Below are 16,587 nucleotides of genomic sequence, written 5' to 3'. Positions count from 1 at the left end.
GTCTGGCCATGCCGCATCATTGAAGCTGTGCATCCGGCCAGACCCGTAGAACAGAGGGGTTCATGACGGCAACAATCCAGGTAGGCGCCACCCAGCGCTCATCCAAGGACCTGATCAGGACTGCAGTATCCGGCTGGCTCGGAACTGCCATGGAATACATGGACTTCCAGCTCTATTCGCTGGCCGCCGCCATCATCTTCCCCAAAATCTTCTTCCCCAACTTCGACCCCGTAGTGGGCCTGCTGATCGCCTTCATGACCTACGGCGTTGGCTTCCTGGCCCGTCCCGTGGGCGCCTGGTTCTTCGGCCGTATGGGTGACCGCGTGGGCCGCAAGAAGGTCCTGGTCATCACCATCATGATGATGGGCGTGTCCACGATGCTCATCGGGTTCCTGCCCGGCTACGCCCAGATCGGCCTCGCCGCGCCGATCATCCTGGTGTTCCTCCGCCTCGCACAGGGCTTCGGCGCCGGCGCCGAACTCTCCGGCGCATCGGTCATGCTGGCCGAATATGCGCCGCCGAAGAAACGCGGCCTGATCGCCTCCTTCGTCTGCCTCGGCACCAACTCCGGCACCCTTCTGGCCTCCGGCCTGTGGGTCCTGCTGACGCTCCTGCCCGAAGAAGCACTCATGAGCTGGGGCTGGCGCCTGCCGTTCATCGCCAGCATCGGCATCACGCTTTACGCCCTCTGGATGCGCCGCAACCTGAAGGAAAGCCCCGTTTTCGAGGCCGCCCGTGCGCAGGAAATCGCCGACGCCGCTGCTGCCGCCGCCTTCGCCGCTGAGTCCGGCACCGCCGTCGGGCAGTCCGCCCCGGCCGCCAAAACCAAGCGCAAGGGCAAGGCTTTCTTCCTGGCGATGGCCCTGCGGATCGGCGAATCCGGCAACTCGGCCATGATCCAGACCTTCCTCATCGGCTACATCGTCACCGGCCTGAGCATGGACAAGAGCGTGGGCACCTTCGCGCTGCTGATCGGCTCGTTCCTCGGCTTTGCCACGGTTCCGCTGGCCGGCTGGCTCTCCGACAAGTTCGGTCGCCGCAGCATGTACCGCGCCCTGTCCGGCTTCCAGATGTGCTTCGCCATCCCGGCCCTGCTGATGATGCAGTCCCGCGACCCGTTCCTCGTCTCGCTGGCCCTGATCATCGGCCTGTCCGTCTCCGTGCTGGGCATGTTCTCGGTCCAGTCCGCCTACGTGAACGAACTCTTCGGCTCCCGCAACCGCTACACCCAGCTTGCTATGGCCAAGGAAATCGGCGGTGTGCTCTCCGGCGGCCTGGCTCCTATCATCGCCGCCGGCCTGCTGGCCCTGTTCACCAATTCCTGGTGGCCGGTGGCCGGAATGATGGTCCTTTACTCCGCCATCGCTTTTGTGGCCACGTTCTTCGCCCCTGAAACCAAGGGACGCGACCTGACCCTCGTGGAGGATGCAGTTTGAAAGCCGTCGTTGTCCATTCCGCCGGAGACCTACGCCTCGAGGACCGTCCGGACCCGGACTGCCCGGCCGGCTCGGTGATCGTCGACGTCGAATACGGCGGGATCTGCGGCTCGGACCTGCACTACGTCGCCCACGGCGCCTCCGGGCTGAGCCTCCTGGCCGACCCCATGGTGCTGGGCCATGAGGTGGCCGGCCGGATTTCCCTTCTGGGTGACGGCGTCATTGGCTTCGCGGTGGGCGACGCCGTGACCGTCCACCCGGCCGTGTACTGCGGCGACTGCACCGACTGTCTCGCCGGACGCACCAACCTCTGCCCGCAGGTTACGTACTACGGCAGTGCCGCGCACCGGCCGCACACGGACGGCGCCTTCGCCTCCCGCAAGGCCGTCCCGGCGGGCCAGCTCCGGCGCCTGCCCGACGGCGTCACCACCCGCCAGGCCGCCGTCGCCGAGCCGCTCGCCGTGGCGATCCACGCCGTCCGCCGGGCTGGCAGCCTCGCCGGCAAGGACGTCCTGGTCAACGGCGCCGGGCCCATCGGCGCGCTGCTGGTGGCCGCCGCCCGGCGCGCCGGCGCGGCCAGCGTCGTCGCCAGTGACCTCTCGGAGACTTCGCTGGCGATCGCCCAGCGGATGGGAGCCGACGGCGTTGTGCTGGTGGGTTCCGGCGCGCAGCTTCCCGACGTGGATGTTGCCTTCGAGGCCTCCGGCGCTGCCCGCGCCCTGGGCGGTGTCCTCGCGGCCGTGCGCCGCGGCGGCGTCGTGGTCCAGGTGGGCAACCTGCCGGCCGGGCCCGTGACGGCCGAGCTCGCCTCACTCGTTTTCCGGGAGATTGATTACCGCGGGACCTTCCGTTTCGCGGACGAGCTGGATGACGCCCTCGCGTACCTGGCGGACGGGCTGGACGTTGAGCCGCTGCTGACGCACACGTTCGACGCCGGTGACGTGGCCGAGGCGTTTGCCGTGGCTTCGGACCGCCGGACGGGCTCGTCGAAAGTCCTTCTCAAGTTTGTCTGAGACAATTGCATGGTGAACCGAGCATCCTTGGAAAAGCGTCCGGACGAAGTAGCCACGATGTTTGACGACGTCGCACCTAAGTACGACGTCGTCAACGATGTCCTCTCCATGGGGCAAACCCGCCGTTGGCGCAGGATCGTGGTGGACGCCATGGACATGAAACGGGGCCAGCGGGTGCTGGACCTGGCCGCGGGAACCGGCACCTCCAGCGAGCCATATGCCGATGCAGGCATAGATGTCATCGCCTGCGATTTCTCCCTTGGCATGCTCAAGGTGGGCAAACGCCGCCGCCCGGACATCAACTTCGTTGCCGGCGACGCCACCAACCTGCCTTTCGCGGACAACAGCTTTGACGCCAGCACCATTTCGTTCGGGCTGCGCAATGTCAACGAGCCCAAGAAGGCGCTGGCCGAGATGCTCCGCGTCACCAAGCCCGGCGGCAAGCTGGTCATCGCCGAGTTTTCCCAGCCCGTGGTGCCGCTGTGGCGCACCATGTATACGGAATACCTCATGCGGGCCTTGCCGGCCATCGCTGTCAAGGTGGCCTCCAACCCGGACGCCTACGTCTACCTCGCCGAGTCCATCCGCGCCTGGCCGGACCAGGACCACCTGGCCGCCTGGCTACAGGAATCCGGCTGGGAAAAGGTCACGTACCGCAACCTGACCGGCGGGATCGTGGCCGTGCACCGTGCCACCAAGCCGCTGGAACACACGCCGGAGGGCGCAGCGGAGGCCATCGCCGCGCACAAGGGCCCCGTGGCCAAGCTCCGCCGGAACATCCAGCGCTGACCAGTGAATGTCCTGATTGTCGGCGCGGGGCCAGCCGGCTCCACCGCCGCGTATTACCTTGCCAAGGCCGGCATCAGCGTGACCGTCCTGGAGAAAACCAGCTTCCCGCGCGAGAAGGTCTGCGGCGACGGCCTCACCCCGCGGGCAGTCCGCGAAATCCAGAAGCTCGGCCTGCCGCACCCTGAAGCCGACGGCTGGCGCCGGAACAAGGGCCTCCGCCTCATTGCCGGCGGCCGCACCATCGAACTGCCTTGGCCCGAGGTCTCCGACTTCCCGCAGTACGGCCTGATCCGCACCCGCCTGGGCTTCGACGAGGAACTGGCCCGCCACGCCCAGGCCGCCGGAGCCGAAATCCTCGAGCGGCACAGCGTCACCGAAGCTCTCCGGTCTGAAGACGGCCGCGTGACCGGTGTCCGCGCAGCGCTCCTGGACGAGTCCGGACGCAAGACGGGGGAGTCACGCGACTTCAGCGCCGACGTCGTACTCGCCGCAGACGGCAACTCCACCCGAACCGCCGTGTCGCTAGGCATTCACAAGCGGGACGACCGCCCCCTCGGCGTCGCCGTCCGCACCTACTTCACGTCCCCCCGGCACGATGACGACTGGATGGAAGGCTGGCTGGAGCTCCCCGGCCGCGACGGAAAACTGCTCCCCGGCTACGGCTGGGTGTTCGGCGTCGGCGACGGCACGTCCAACGTGGGCCTTGGCATCCTGAACTCGTCCAAGGAATTCGGCAAGCTCGACTACAAGCAGGTCCTGCGCGAATGGACCGCCGCCATGCCCGCCGAATGGGGCTTCACCCCGGACAACCAGGTGGGCGAAATCCGCGGCGCCGCGCTGCCCATGGGCTTCAACCGCACCCCGCACTACTCGCCCGGCCTCCTGCTCCTGGGCGACGCTGGCGGCATGGTCTCCCCGTTCAACGGCGAGGGCATCTCCTACGCGATGGAATCGGCCCGGTTCGCGGCGGAGTTCATCATCGACGCGTCCGCCCGTTCCTCTGCTGCGGGGGCAACGCACGACGCCGACGCGCACCTCGCGGGGTACGCGGACTATGTCCGCGGCCAGTGGGGATCGCACTTCACGCTGGGCCGGGCATTTGCCGCGCTGATCGGAAAACCCGCCGTCATGAAGCTCGCGCTGCGGACCGGGATGCCCATTCCCGTGCTGATGCGCTTTGTGGTGCGGCTGCTCGCAAACCTGACCGACCCCGCCGCGAAAGGCTTCGAGGACCGGGTTATCCGCGTCCTGGAATCGCTGGTTCCGGCCACCTCCAACACCCCACCGGCAACGAACCAGCGGTATCCGCAACAAAAAGTTAGGGTTAACCAGTGACTAACTCCGCAGACCACAGCTGGACGCACGCCGGGCACGGCCTGCCGGACTCCGAACCCAGCCTCAATACCACCGCCATTGCCACGGGACTGCAGCTGCCCGCAGGCTTTGCGGCCATCGCGGAGGACGCCGAACTGGGCCCCGCCATCACCAACAACCTGGCGCGGGTGGAAAAGAAGCTGCGCGAAGCCATTGCCAACTCGGACCCCCTGGCTGACGCAACGTCGCGTCACCTCGTGGAAGCCGGCGGCAAGCGCATCCGGCCGCTGCTGACGCTGCTGTGCGCCCACCTTGGCGACGCCTCGCTTCCCGCCGTGGTGCAGGCGGCCGTCGTCGTGGAACTGACCCACCTGGCAACGCTGTACCACGACGACGTCATGGACTCGGCCCCGTTCCGCCGCGGCGCCCCCACTGCCCACGAGGTCTGGGGAAACTCCGTGGCTGTCCTCACCGGCGACCTCATCTTCGCCCGCGCGTCCATCCTGGTGTCCGAGCTTGGTTCCCGGGCGCTGGGCATCCAGGCCCGGACGTTCGAGCGGCTGTGCCTGGGCCAACTGCACGAGACTGTAGGCCCGCGTCCGGACGAGGATCCGGTGGAGCACTACCTGTCCGTCATCGCGGACAAGACCGGTTCCCTGGTGGCCGCCTCCGGCCAGCTCGGTGCCATCTTCGCCGGTGCCGACGAGGCCTACGAGGACCTCCTGGTGGAGTACGGCGAGAAGGTGGGCGTGGCCTTCCAGCTCGCCGACGACGTCATTGATGTCACCGGCGTCAAGGTGAAGTCCGGCAAGTCCCCGGGCACGGATCTCCGCGAGGGTGTGCCCACGCTGCCCGTTCTGTTCCTGCGGCGCGATGCTGCGGCCGGTGACCAGTCCGCCGTCGAACTCTTGAAGCTCATTGATGGGGACCTGACCTCCGACGCTGCCTTGGCTGCCGCCGTGGCCGGGCTCCGCGAGCACCCCGTCACCGCCGAGTCCTGGGTGGTTGCCCGCCGCTGGGCCGACGAAGCCATTGCCGCACTGGCACCGCTTCCTGAGGGTGTTGTGAAGTCCTCGTTGTCCAACTTCGCCCTGGCTGTGGTGGACCGCGCCAGCTGATTCTCTTCTTTGGGAGCGGGGCCTCGGCGGGGTGAACCTGGCCGGGGCCCTCGCTCGTTAAATGCAATAGCCCCGGTTCTCAGCAACGAAACGAATCACACGTTGCGTCGAACCGGGGCTATATCTCCGTTCGCATCAGACCCGCCGGAGGCGTTTAGCGGATCCGTGAACAGTCTATGACAGGTTTGTCACAGGACGCAAACCTGCTGTTACTGGCGTGTCACATCCCTCCCGTCCTGCTCCATCTCCTTCGTGGGGCACATTGAGGCATCCGAGGGCCTTTCCCGGCTGCAGAGACGGCGTGTCCGAGTCGCAGTGCCCCACGACGGCCCGGTTGTCCACATGCGGCATCTTGGGTCTGCCCTTTGCTGTGGTCCACGTGCACCGTGGAGTAATGGATATTGAGACTTTTCTCGGCGCGCGGGCAGGCGTAGCCCGGGCCTCGACGCTCCGAGAGGCCGGATTTTCCCGAACTTCCCTCGACAAAGCACTGGCGGCCGGGCGAATTGTGCGGATTCGACGAGGCATCTACAGCATGCCGCGTGAGGCAGGCGTGTTCGGCCTGGCGCTGCAGCACAACGCTCTGCTGACGTGTCTGTCGGCTGCCCCCACATACCGGCTGTGGACGATACATGACGCCGGTCCCGTGCACCTGAGTCCAGGGCACAAGAAGACACCGCCGGGGACGCTGACCCATGGCCGATGCCCCCACCCGCACCATCCGTGGCTGCCAGTGGCAGGCTTGGCCGACGTCCTGATTCATGCGTTACGGTGCCTGCCCGACGTGGAATCGCTGGTCATGCTTCAGTGCGCAGCACAGCGGGGCGACATCAGCATGGACTTCCTGCGGCGGAAGCTCCCCGGAAACCGGAACGCCCGCGCCAGGTCCGTCCTCGACAGCGTGGTCCCCAGGGCGGATTCCATCCTGGAGGTGCTGGCCAACTACCACTTCCGGCGAGCGGGCCTCCATGTCCGAAGGCATGTAGAGCTTCCGGGAGTGGGAGAAGTGGACTTCCTTATTGAGGAGTGGCTCGTGGTGGAAACCGACGGCAGTACGCATCTGGAACCACGGCAAGTAAAAAAGGACCGAAAGCGCAACAATGCCACAGTCATCGGCGGACGGCTTGGCCTCAGATTCGGCTATGACGACGTTGTCCATCACCCTGAGCGGATGGTGAGCCAAGTGTTGGCGGTAATGGAGCTGTGCCGACAGGGAGCCTTCGGCGGGAGCTAAGTCGCGCCGTCGTGGGCCACTTTGAGGGACCTGACCGGCGAAACATGCTCGGTGCACGGCGTGTTCGTGTCGAAGTGCCCCGTTTTTGCTGAGCAAACCACAGAAGGCGGGCGGTGGAAAGACAAGCCGGCAGGGAGGACCCTAGTTTTCTTCTTCGTCGTTGAAGGCCCACTCGAACATGTCGAAGACGAACTCGGAGAAGGTCCCTTCTTCGCTCTTCCACTGACCGCGGGCGTTGTTGCGGCGGTACACGATGGGGTCCGGGATGCCGAGGTCGCCTACGCGGAAGCCCCAGGTGAACTGTTCTTCCTCGTCCTCGAGGAACATCAGGAAGCCTTCGTCATCCACTTCCAGCTCTTCGGGATCCCAGAAGTAGTGGTAGGCCTCCATGATGTCCTCGCAGCCGCCCACCGCCAGGTAAAACTCGCGGAGGACTAGGGGAACCTGGAACTGGTGTTCGGCGAGAGCTGCGTCCAGTTCGTCGGTGGGCAGGCCATCCTCTTCCTGCCATTCGTCCTCGAGATAGGTCGGAACAAGCGCGCGGAACTTCTCGAGGAACATGTCAGTCATGCTCATATCCTAGCTAACTGCGGCGTGCTCCCGAGACGCTGCCAGCCCCATCAGCCCCACCGCACCCAAAGCCGCGCGGGCCACCAAAGCCCCCAGCCCCGTCCCCGCCGCCGGAGCTCCCGCCGGAGCTCCCGCCGGAGCCGCGGCCGGAGCCCCCGCTTTAGCTCCCACCAGGGCCCCGCCGGTGCAAGCCATGTACGGCGAGCGGGACATACCAGGACCGGCGCCAGGCAATCACGCGGAAAGCGAACACCACGGCCGCCACCGCACACGCCGTCAACGCGTTGAAGGCCCCGGTGACCCACAGCAGAGCAGTCAACGCTGCCCCGCTGAAGGCCGGCAGCGCGTAGAGGTCCCGGGGGTTGAACAGTTGGGGCACCTCGTTCGCGGTGATGTCCCGCAGCAGGCCGCCGCCCACCGCCGTGGTCACGCCGAGCAGCATGGCAGCCACCGGATTCATCCCCAGGGCCAGGGCCTTCAGCGTTCCGGTGATGCAGAAGAGGGCCAGCCCGCCGGCGTCGAACAGCACCAGCAGCGAGGTGTACCGCTGCACGCTGGAGTACAGGAAATACACCAGGACGGTGGCCAGCACCGGGGGAACCAAGTAGGCGGGGTTGGAGAACGCAGCCGGTGTGGTGTTGAGGATGATGTCGCGGATGACGCCGCCGCCGAGGGAGACCAGGGATGCCAGCAGCAGGGAACCCACCAGGTCGAACTGTTTCCGTGCCGCCAACAAGGACCCGGAGACGGCGAAGAAGAAGACTCCGGCCAGGTCCAGCCACACCAGGTCGATGTCGAACGGCAAAGTGTCGAACGGCAAAGTCATGTGGCGTCCCGGCGGTTTCATGGTGGGCGGACAGGGCGGCTCCAACGTTACGCTAGCCCCTATGAACAACCCGATCATGATCGCCTGCGCCCACGGGACGTCCAGCACTCAAGGCGCCGCGGAGGTCAACGCCCTGCGCGCAGCCATCGCTGCCCTGCGCCCGGGCCTTGACGTTCGCGAGGCCTACGTGGACGTCCAGCAGCCGGACCTCGTGGACGTGGTGGAAGGCCTGCCCGAAGAGGACAAGGCCGTCGTTGTCCCTCTGCTGCTGAGCGTCGGATATCACGTCAAGGTGGATATCGCCCGGGCTGTGAAGAGCCGGCCGGGCAGCCTCGCCGCAGCGCCGCTCGGCCCGGACCCGCGGCTCGCTGCCCTGTTGGACCAGCGCCTCCGGGAATCCGGGGTGACGGACCGCGACGCGATCGTCCTCGCCGCTGCTGGGTCCTCCAATCCCAACGCCGCCGTCAGCGTGGAAGAGCTTGCCGATCAGCTCAGGGCGCTGCGGCGCAACCGGATACTGCCGGCCTACGGTGCCTCTGCGAAGCCGTCGGTGCCCGACGCCGTCGCCATCCTTCGGCTGGAACTGGCCGGAGGCGCCGGGGCGGGGGAGTCCGCGGGGGCCGTGGACGACGGCGGCCGCGTGGTGATTGCCTCCTACCTCCTCGCGCCGGGGTTCTTCCACGACCAGCTGGCCAAGGCCGGTGCCGATCTCGTGACGGAACCACTGCTGCCGTCGCCGGTCCTCGCCGAGATCGCGCTGGAACGGTTCGACGCCGCCGTCGTACACGGTCAATAGCCGCCCCGCCCGGGAACCCGGAACCAAGCACAGCGGGCGGGCATCTTCAAGGCTCTCCGGCGGTTCGTGACGAATTGTTTCCCTAGGTGACCTCCCGTTTCCGGACCTTTGTGACGCGCTTCGGCAGGCACCTACAGTCGATGCATGACTGATACAGCTCTAGCCGGAGCGTCCGTGGACCCCGCAGCCGCCAAGCGCCCCGCGCGCGCCTCCCGCCCCGCTGCAAAGCCGCACGGGCAGTGGAAAGTGGACGGCAAAACCCCGCTGAACGCCAACGAAACCTGGAAACAGGAAGACGACGGCCTCAACGTGCGCGAGCGTATCGAGACCATCTACTCCAAGGACGGCTTCGACGCCATCCCCAGCCAGGACCTCCACGGCCGCTTCCGCTGGTGGGGCCTGTACACCCAGCGCAAGCCCGGGATCGACGGCGGCAAGACCGCCACGCTCGAGCCGCACGAGCTCGAAGACAAGTACTTCATGCTCCGGGTCAGGATCGACGGCGGTGCGCTGACCACCGAGCAGCTGCGCGTCATCGGCCAGATTTCCGTTGATTTCGGCCGGGATTCCGCCGACCTCACGGACCGCCAGAACATCCAGCTGCACTGGATCCGGGTGGAGGACATCCCCGAGATCTGGAACCGGCTTGAGGGTGTTGGCCTGTCCACTACGGAGGCCTGCGGCGACGTGCCCCGTGTCATCCTGGGCTCGCCCGTGGCCGGCATCGCCAAGGATGAGATCATCGACCCCACGCCGCTCATCGCGGAGCTGGGCGAGCGTTTCATCGGCAACCCGCTGCTGTCCAACCTGCCGCGCAAGTACAAGACCGCCATCACCGGCCACCCCAGCCAGGACGTGGTGCACGAGATCAACGATTTCGCCCTGGTAGGCGTCCGCCACCCCGAACTCGGTGTGGGCTACGACCTCTGGGCCGGGGGCGCGCTGTCCACCAACCCGATGCTCGGCAAGCGGCTCGGCGCCTTCGTGAAGCCCGAGGAAGCCGCCGAAGTCTGGCTCGGCGTCACCAGCATCTTCCGCGACTACGGCTACCGCCGCATGCGCACCAAGGCCCGCCTGAAGTTCCTGATGGCTGATTGGGGACCGGCGAAGTTCCGCCAGATCCTCGAGGATGAATACTTGGGCTACAAGCTGGCCGACGGTCCCGCCGCGCCCAAGCCCACCACTCCGGGCGACCACATCGGTGTGCACGAGCAGAAGGACGGCAAGTTCTTCATCGGCGCCACCCCGCTGGCCGGCCGCCTGTCCGGCGCTCAGTTGATCAAGCTCGCGGACACCCTCGAGGCCCGCGGCTCCTACCGCCTGCGCACCACGCCGCACCAGAAACTCGTAGTCCTGGACGTTGCCAAGGATCACGTGGAACCGCTGGTTGCCGAGCTGGACGCCCTGGGCCTCTCCGCGCGCCCGTCCGTGTTCCGCCGCGGAACCATCGCGTGCACCGGCATTGAATACTGCAAGCTGGCCATCGTGGAAACCAAGGTCACGGCCGCCACCGCCGTCGCTGACCTGGAACGCCGCCTGGCGGACCTCGCGGAGTCCGGCGAACTGCCGCACGCGCTGTCCCTGCACATCAACGGCTGCCCCAACTCCTGCGCCCGCATCCAGACCGCGGACATCGGCCTGAAGGGCATGATGCTGCCAACGCCCGACGGCGACCCCTCCCCGGGTTTCCAGGTCCACCTGGGCGGCGGGCTGGCTTCCAACAGCCGCGAAGAAGCAGGTTTGGGACGCACCGTCCGCGGCCTGAAGGTATACGTCGAGGACCTGCCGGACTACGTGGAACGCGTCGTCCGCACCTTCGTGGCCCAGCGCGCCGAAGGCCAGACCTTCGCCGAGTGGGCCCACGCAGCAGACGAGGAGGCTCTCCAGTGACAACTGCCCTCCGCACCCACGACGAGCTCAAGGTCATCGCCGAATCCGGCGCGGCCGAGCTCGGCTGGGACGCCCCGGCCCGCGACGTGATCGCCTGGGTGGAGCGCAACTTCGACCTGTCCGCGGTGGCCGTCGCGTGCTCCATGGCCGACGCGGTCCTGCCGGCCCTGGTCGCGGACCAGATGCCCGGCGTCGACGTCCTGTTCCTGGAGACCGGCTACCACTTCCCGGAAACCTACGCCACGCGTGACGAGGTGGCCGCGAACCTCCGCGTCAACGTGGTGGACGTGCTTCCCGAGAGCACCGTGGAACAGCAGGACCGGCTCCTGGGCAAGGACCTCTTTGCCCGCGACGCCGCCCAGTGCTGCGCCCTCCGCAAGGTGGCCCCGCTGCGCCGTACGTTGGCCGGCTACGAACTCTGGTTCACCGGCGTCCGCCGCGACGAGGCCCCCACTCGGACCAACACCCCGCTGGTGACCTGGGACGAAGTCAACGGCCTGGTCAAGGTCAACCCGGTGGCCGCGTGGACGTTCGACCAGCTGGTCCAGTACTCCGATGACAACCTCCTGCCCGTCAACCCGCTGCTTTCCCAGGGTTACCCCTCCATTGGCTGCCAGCCCTGCACCCGCAAGGTGGCGCCCGGCGACGACCCCCGCGCCGGCCGCTGGGCAGGCACCGACAAGACAGAATGCGGGCTACACGTATGAGCACTTTCCTAACTGAGGAGACCACCCAGGTGACTGAAGCCGCCGTTTCCACGCGCCTCTCCAGCCTGGACGCCCTCGAGTCCGAAGCGATCCACATCATCCGCGAAGTCGTGGCCGAGTTCGAGAAGCCTGCGCTGCTGTTCTCCGGCGGCAAGGACTCCGTGGTGATGCTGCACCTGGCCACCAAGGCTTTCTGGCCGGGCAAGGTCCCGTTCCCCGTCCTGCACGTGGATACCGGCCACAACTTCCCCGAGGTCATCGACTTCCGCGACCGGACGGTGGAGCGCCTTGGCCTGAAGCTCGTCGTCGGCTCCGTGCAGGAGTTCATCGACCGCGGTGAGCTCGCCGAGCGTGCCGACGGCACCCGCAACCCGCTGCAGACCGTCCCGCTGCTGGACGCCATCCAGCAGAACAAGTTCGACGCCGTCTTCGGCGGCGGCCGCCGCGACGAGGACAAGGCCCGCGCCAAGGAGCGCATCCTGAGCCTCCGTGACGAATTCGGCCAGTGGGACCCGCGCAACCAGCGCCCCGAACTGTGGAACCTCTACAACGGCCGCCACACCGTGGGCCAGCATGTCCGCGCGTTCCCCATCAGCAACTGGACCGAGCTGGACATCTGGCGCTACATCGAACGCGAGAACATCGAGCTGCCGGGCCTGTACTACGCCCATGACCGCGAAGTGTTTGCCCGCGACGGCATGTGGCGTGCGGTGGGCGAGGTTTCCCAGCCGCTGCCGCACGAGCAAGTCATCGTCAAAACCGTCCGCTACCGCACCGTGGGCGACATGTCCTGCACCGGTGCCGTTGAGTCGGATGCAGCCACCGTGAGCGACGTTGTGATCGAAGTTGCCGCCTCCACCATCACCGAACGTGGCGCCACCCGTGCAGATGACCGCATCTCCGAGGCAGCCATGGAAGACCGCAAGAAGGATGGGTACTTCTAAATGACCACTGACACATTGGCCGCCGAGCTCGAGACAGCCCTGCCCACCACCCTTTTCCGTTTCGCCACCGCCGGATCGGTCGACGACGGGAAGTCCACTTTGGTGGGCCGCCTCCTGCACGACTCCAAGGCGATTCTTGCTGACACGCTCGACGCCGTTGCCCGCACCTCCTCCGACCGCGGCTTTGGCGGCGAGAAGGGCGGGATCGACCTGGCCCTTCTGACCGACGGCCTGCGCGCCGAGCGGGAGCAGGGCATCACCATCGACGTGGCCTACCGCTACTTCGCCACGGACCGCCGCAGCTTCATCCTGGCGGACTGCCCCGGGCACGTTCAGTACACCAAAAACACGGTGACCGGCGCGTCGACGGCGGATGCCGTCGTCGTACTCATTGACGCCCGTAAGGGTGTCCTGGAGCAGACGCGCCGGCACCTGTCCGTGCTGCAGCTGCTGCGGGTGGCGCACGTGATTGTGGCCGTGAACAAGATCGACCTGGTGGACTTCAGCGAGTCCGTGTTCCGTGAGATCCAGGCCGATGTCCAGCAGGTGGCCCGCGAACTGGGCATCGGCTCGGCCGAGCTGGGCAGCGCGGACCACATCGATGACCTGCTGGTGATCCCTGTGTCCGCCCTCGACGGCGACAACGTGGTGGACCGTTCCGAGCGCACTCCCTGGTACGACGGTCCGGCACTGCTGGAGGTCCTCGAGACCCTGCCGGCCGCCGACGAGATCGACACGGAGCTGGAAAGCTTCCGCTTCCCGGTGCAGCTGGTCATCCGGCCGCAGGGTGCGCTTGCTCCCGACGCCGTAGCCGGTGGCCTGGACGTGGAGGCCTACCGCGACTACCGCGCGTATGCCGGCCAGATCACCGAGGGTTCGGTGAAGTTGGGGGACTCCGTGTCAGTGCTGACCCCCGGTCAGGCCGCCCGCACCACCACGGTGACCGATATTGATTTCGCCGGCGAGTCCCTGCAGGAAGCGTTCGCCCCGCAGTCCGTGGCGATCCGCCTGGCGGAGGAATTCGACGTCGCCCGCGGTGACACCATTGCCGCCGCCGGGACCTTCCCGGAGTCCACCGCCGACCTTTACGCCGCGCTGTGCTGGCTGTCGCCGAAGCCGCTGCGTGAAGGTGCCAAGGTGCTGGTCAAGCACGGCACCCGCACCGTCCAGGCGCTGGTCCGCAGCGTCAGCGGCAAGCTGGACCTGGCCACCTTCAAGCTCGAAGGCGCGTCCAGCCTGGAGCTGAACGACATCGGCCACGCGCAACTCCGGCTCGCCGCGCCGCTGCCGCTGGAGAACTACCTGCACCACCGCCGCACTGGCGCGTTCCTCGTCATCGACCCCCTGGACGGCAACACGCTGGCCGCGGGACTGGTCAAGGACCACCCGGGCGACCACGAGGACGAGCGCTACTCCATCTGAGTTTCTGCCGTAACCGCGGCTTGTTCGCAGATCCCGGCCTTCAAGGGCCGGATTGCGAACAAGCCGCGGTTTTGTCGTTTTCGTATCCTTAACAGTGGGAGGCGAAGCGTGGAAACCATCAACCCCAAGCTCATCAGCTGGGCCTCGATCCTGGACGACAAGACCCGCGAGCAGGCGCTGGCCACGTCCACGCTGCCGTTCATCTACCCGCACCTGGCCCTGATGCCGGACGCGCACCTGGGCAAGGGCGCCACCGTGGGCTCGGTGATCCCCACCCTGCGCGCGATCATCCCGGCCGCTGTGGGCGTGGATATTGGCTGCGGCATGATCGCCGTGCGGACCCAGTACTCGGTCAAGGACCTGCCCAAGGACCGCAAACAGCTGCGCGAGGACATTGAACGGGCCATTCCGTTGTCCGCAGGCCACAACAACCGGCGGGTCATGTCCACTGCCGAACCGCGCCTGGCCGAGCTCCGGAAGCTGGCGGCGCAGGCCGGCTTCATCCCTGCCCAGTATCTGGCCAAGTGGGAGCTTCAGCTGGGTTCGCTGGGATCGGGCAACCACTTCATCGAGGTCTCCGCCGACGAGACCGACGCCGTCTGGCTGTTCCTGCACTCGGGCTCGCGGGGCGTGGGCAACAAGATCGCGCAGCACCACATCGGCGTCGCCCAGCAGGTGACCCGCAAACGCGGGACCAGGCTGCCCGACCCGGACCTCGCCTACCTGGAGGAGGGTACCAGCGAGTTCGCCCGCTACATCAAGGAACTTCGCTGGGCGCAACACTTCGCCCTCCTGAACCGCGAGGAAATGATGGACCGCGTGATCATGCAGTTCGGGCACTGGGTGGGCGGCCATGTCAAGGAGCGCGAGCGGATCAACTGCCACCACAACTTCACGCAGCAGGAGACCCATTACGGCAAATCCGTGTGGGTATCGCGGAAGGGGGCGATCAGAGCCGAGCACGGCGATCCGGGACTTATCCCCGGGTCCATGGGGACGGCGTCGTACGTGGTGGAGGGGCTGGGGAACCCCGTCTCGCTGAACTCCTCCCCGCACGGGGCCGGCCGCGAGTACTCCCGCACGGCTGCCCGCAAGACCTTCTCCTTGGCCGAGCTGAAGACGGCCATGCAGGGCATCGAGTTCCGCGTCACCGAGGCCTTCATCGACGAGATTCCGGCGGCCTACAAGCCGATCGATGTGGTGATGAGGGACGCGGCGGACTTGGTCAAGGTGCGGCACAAGCTCCGGCAGCTGATCAACGTCAAGGGCGACTGAACCGAGCACGGAATGTGACGTTGCATGAACCCGCGTGACCCCCCGTTTCTGCTTGATTGAATGGGTTTATGTCACTCCCTATGGTGAAACAATGACTAGTTCCAAGCCCGGGATGACCCGCATCGTGGCAGGCGAAAGCGCAGTACCCAAGCGCAAGCGTGCCATCGAGGCGGCCCTGGCCATCGGGCTCGTGTTCCTGATCGCCGCCGGTGCCGTTGTGGCGTCGTCCATTTCCCGTAATACGGCGGCAGAGGCATCCATCCCCGCGCCCACTCCGGCTGCAGAACTGAAGCTGGGCTATTTCGGAAACCTGACCCATGCCCCCGCCCTGGTGGGCGTGAAACAGGGGATTCTCGCCGGGAACCTGGGCAACACCAAGCTCAGCACCGAGACTTTCAACGCGGGACCTGCCGCGATCGAGGCGCTGAATGCCGGTGCCATCGACGCGGCGTACATCGGCCCGAACCCGGCCATCAACTCGTTTGTCAAGAGCGAGGGGGAATCCGTCAGCGTCATCGCGGGCGCCGCCGCAGGTGGCGCGCAGTTGGTTGTGCGTCCTGAGATCACCTCCGCGGCCGAGCTCAAGGGCAAGACCCTGGCCTCGCCTCAGCTGGGCGGCACGCAGGATGTGGCGCTTCGCGCGTGGCTCGGCTCGCAGGGCTACAAGACCAATGTGGACGGCAGCGGCGATGTTGCCATCAATCCCACGGAGAACGCCCAGACGCTGAAACTGTTCCAGGATGGAAAGCTCGACGGCGCGTGGTTGCCTGAGCCGTGGGCGTCCCGTTTGGTGCTCCAGGCCGGAGCCAAGGTCCTGGTGGACGAAAAGGACCTCTGGGACGGCTCGCTCTCCGGCAAGGCCGGCGAGTTCCCCACCACCATCCTGATTGTGAACAAGAAGTTTGCCGCCGCGCACCCGGACACCGTGAAGGCCCTGCTCAAGGGCCATGCCGAGTCCGTGGCCTGGCTGAACGACACGCCTGCCGCAGAGAAAACGAGCGTCATCAACGCCGCCCTGCAGGAATCGGCAGGCGCGGCGCTTCCCGCCGATGTCCTTGACCGAGCCCTGCAGAACGTGGTGTTCACGGTGGATCCGCTCGCGGGAACCTACCCCAAGCTCCTCGAAGACGGGGTGAAAGCCGGCACCACCAAGCAGGCGGACATCACCGGATTGTTCGACCTCCGTGCCCTGAACGAAGTCACCGGGACCGCCGAACGGGTCTCCGCCGCCGGCCTCGGCCAGGACTGACCGC

At 66.7% G+C, this 16,587-nt stretch carries 15 protein-coding genes; 13 read left to right on the top strand and 2 right to left on the bottom strand.

Features of this window, described 5'->3' with window-relative positions; translation table 11 throughout:
• Positions 1-62 precede the first annotated feature (62 nt).
• The 6 genes from ACX80V_RS20050 to ACX80V_RS20025 all read left to right on the top strand — a co-directional run bounded on the left by ACX80V_RS20050 (position 63) and on the right by ACX80V_RS20025 (position 6,904).
• The gene (locus ACX80V_RS20050) at positions 63-1,436 is read left to right on the top strand and encodes an MFS transporter (RefSeq protein WP_485844619.1); all 1,374 of its coding nucleotides are present in this window, start codon (positions 63-65) and stop codon (positions 1,434-1,436) included.
• The gene (locus tag ACX80V_RS20045; protein WP_485844618.1) at positions 1,433-2,449 is read left to right on the top strand and encodes an L-idonate 5-dehydrogenase; all 1,017 of its coding nucleotides are present in this window, start codon (positions 1,433-1,435) and stop codon (positions 2,447-2,449) included. The genes ACX80V_RS20050 and ACX80V_RS20045 overlap by 4 nt, the downstream gene beginning before the upstream one ends.
• Before the next feature lie 12 nt (positions 2,450-2,461).
• Positions 2,462-3,238, top strand: coding sequence for a demethylmenaquinone methyltransferase (locus ACX80V_RS20040; protein ID WP_205630707.1), 777 nt, complete (start codon positions 2,462-2,464; stop codon positions 3,236-3,238).
• 3 nt (positions 3,239-3,241) lie between these two features.
• A complete protein-coding gene (locus ACX80V_RS20035) occupies positions 3,242-4,573 on the top strand; it encodes a geranylgeranyl reductase family protein (RefSeq protein ID WP_485844617.1) in 1,332 nt (443 codons plus the stop codon).
• Positions 4,570-5,670 (top strand): polyprenyl synthetase family protein, encoded by a 1,101-nt coding sequence (locus tag ACX80V_RS20030; protein ID WP_058931582.1) that lies wholly within the window; start codon positions 4,570-4,572, stop codon positions 5,668-5,670. Before ACX80V_RS20035 ends, ACX80V_RS20030 begins: the two co-directional genes overlap by 4 nt.
• Before the next feature lie 394 nt (positions 5,671-6,064).
• Complete coding sequence (locus ACX80V_RS20025; protein WP_485844616.1) at positions 6,065-6,904, top strand: type IV toxin-antitoxin system AbiEi family antitoxin domain-containing protein; 840 nt, start codon at positions 6,065-6,067, stop codon at positions 6,902-6,904.
• Between the two features lie 141 nt (positions 6,905-7,045).
• Here the strand turns inward: ACX80V_RS20025 and ACX80V_RS20020 are convergent, their stop codons facing one another.
• Positions 7,046-7,474: a hypothetical protein gene (locus ACX80V_RS20020; RefSeq protein WP_463939656.1), complete on the bottom strand. Its 429-nt coding sequence runs from the start codon at positions 7,472-7,474 to the stop codon at positions 7,046-7,048.
• A gap of 160 nt (positions 7,475-7,634) precedes the next feature.
• Positions 7,635-8,300, bottom strand: coding sequence for a trimeric intracellular cation channel family protein (locus tag ACX80V_RS20015; protein WP_485844615.1), 666 nt, complete (start codon positions 8,298-8,300; stop codon positions 7,635-7,637).
• 61 nt (positions 8,301-8,361) lie between these two features.
• Between ACX80V_RS20015 and ACX80V_RS20010 the strand changes: the two genes are divergently transcribed.
• The 7 genes from ACX80V_RS20010 (at position 8,362) to ACX80V_RS19980 (ending at position 16,583) form a co-directional block, all read left to right on the top strand.
• Complete coding sequence (locus ACX80V_RS20010; RefSeq protein WP_485844614.1) at positions 8,362-9,096, top strand: sirohydrochlorin chelatase; 735 nt, start codon at positions 8,362-8,364, stop codon at positions 9,094-9,096.
• A gap of 144 nt (positions 9,097-9,240) precedes the next feature.
• Positions 9,241-10,986, top strand: a complete 1,746-nt coding sequence (locus tag ACX80V_RS20005; protein ID WP_058931585.1) for a nitrite/sulfite reductase — start codon at positions 9,241-9,243, stop codon at positions 10,984-10,986.
• Positions 10,983-11,693 carry a phosphoadenylyl-sulfate reductase gene (locus ACX80V_RS20000; RefSeq protein WP_485844613.1) on the top strand — a complete coding sequence of 237 codons (711 nt, stop codon included), beginning with the start codon at positions 10,983-10,985 and terminating at the stop codon, positions 11,691-11,693. Before ACX80V_RS20005 ends, ACX80V_RS20000 begins: the two co-directional genes overlap by 4 nt.
• Positions 11,690-12,637: a sulfate adenylyltransferase subunit CysD gene (gene cysD, locus ACX80V_RS19995; protein ID WP_252608392.1), complete on the top strand. Its 948-nt coding sequence runs from the start codon at positions 11,690-11,692 to the stop codon at positions 12,635-12,637. The genes ACX80V_RS20000 and cysD overlap by 4 nt, the downstream gene beginning before the upstream one ends.
• Complete coding sequence (locus tag ACX80V_RS19990; protein ID WP_485844612.1) at positions 12,638-14,059, top strand: sulfate adenylyltransferase subunit 1; 1,422 nt, start codon at positions 12,638-12,640, stop codon at positions 14,057-14,059.
• 108 nt (positions 14,060-14,167) lie between these two features.
• Entirely contained in the window at positions 14,168-15,334 is a 1,167-nt protein-coding gene (locus ACX80V_RS19985; protein ID WP_485844611.1) for an RtcB family protein, read from the top strand.
• 112 nt (positions 15,335-15,446) lie between these two features.
• Positions 15,447-16,583 carry an ABC transporter substrate-binding protein gene (locus ACX80V_RS19980; RefSeq protein ID WP_485844631.1) on the top strand — a complete coding sequence of 379 codons (1,137 nt, stop codon included), beginning with the start codon at positions 15,447-15,449 and terminating at the stop codon, positions 16,581-16,583.
• The last annotated feature ends 4 nt before the right edge of the window (positions 16,584-16,587 follow it).

The sequence above is a fragment of the Pseudarthrobacter arbutini genome (assembly GCF_054510915.1).
The sequence above is the reverse complement of the archived record's forward strand: the minus strand, read 5'-3'. Positions and strand labels throughout refer to the sequence as shown.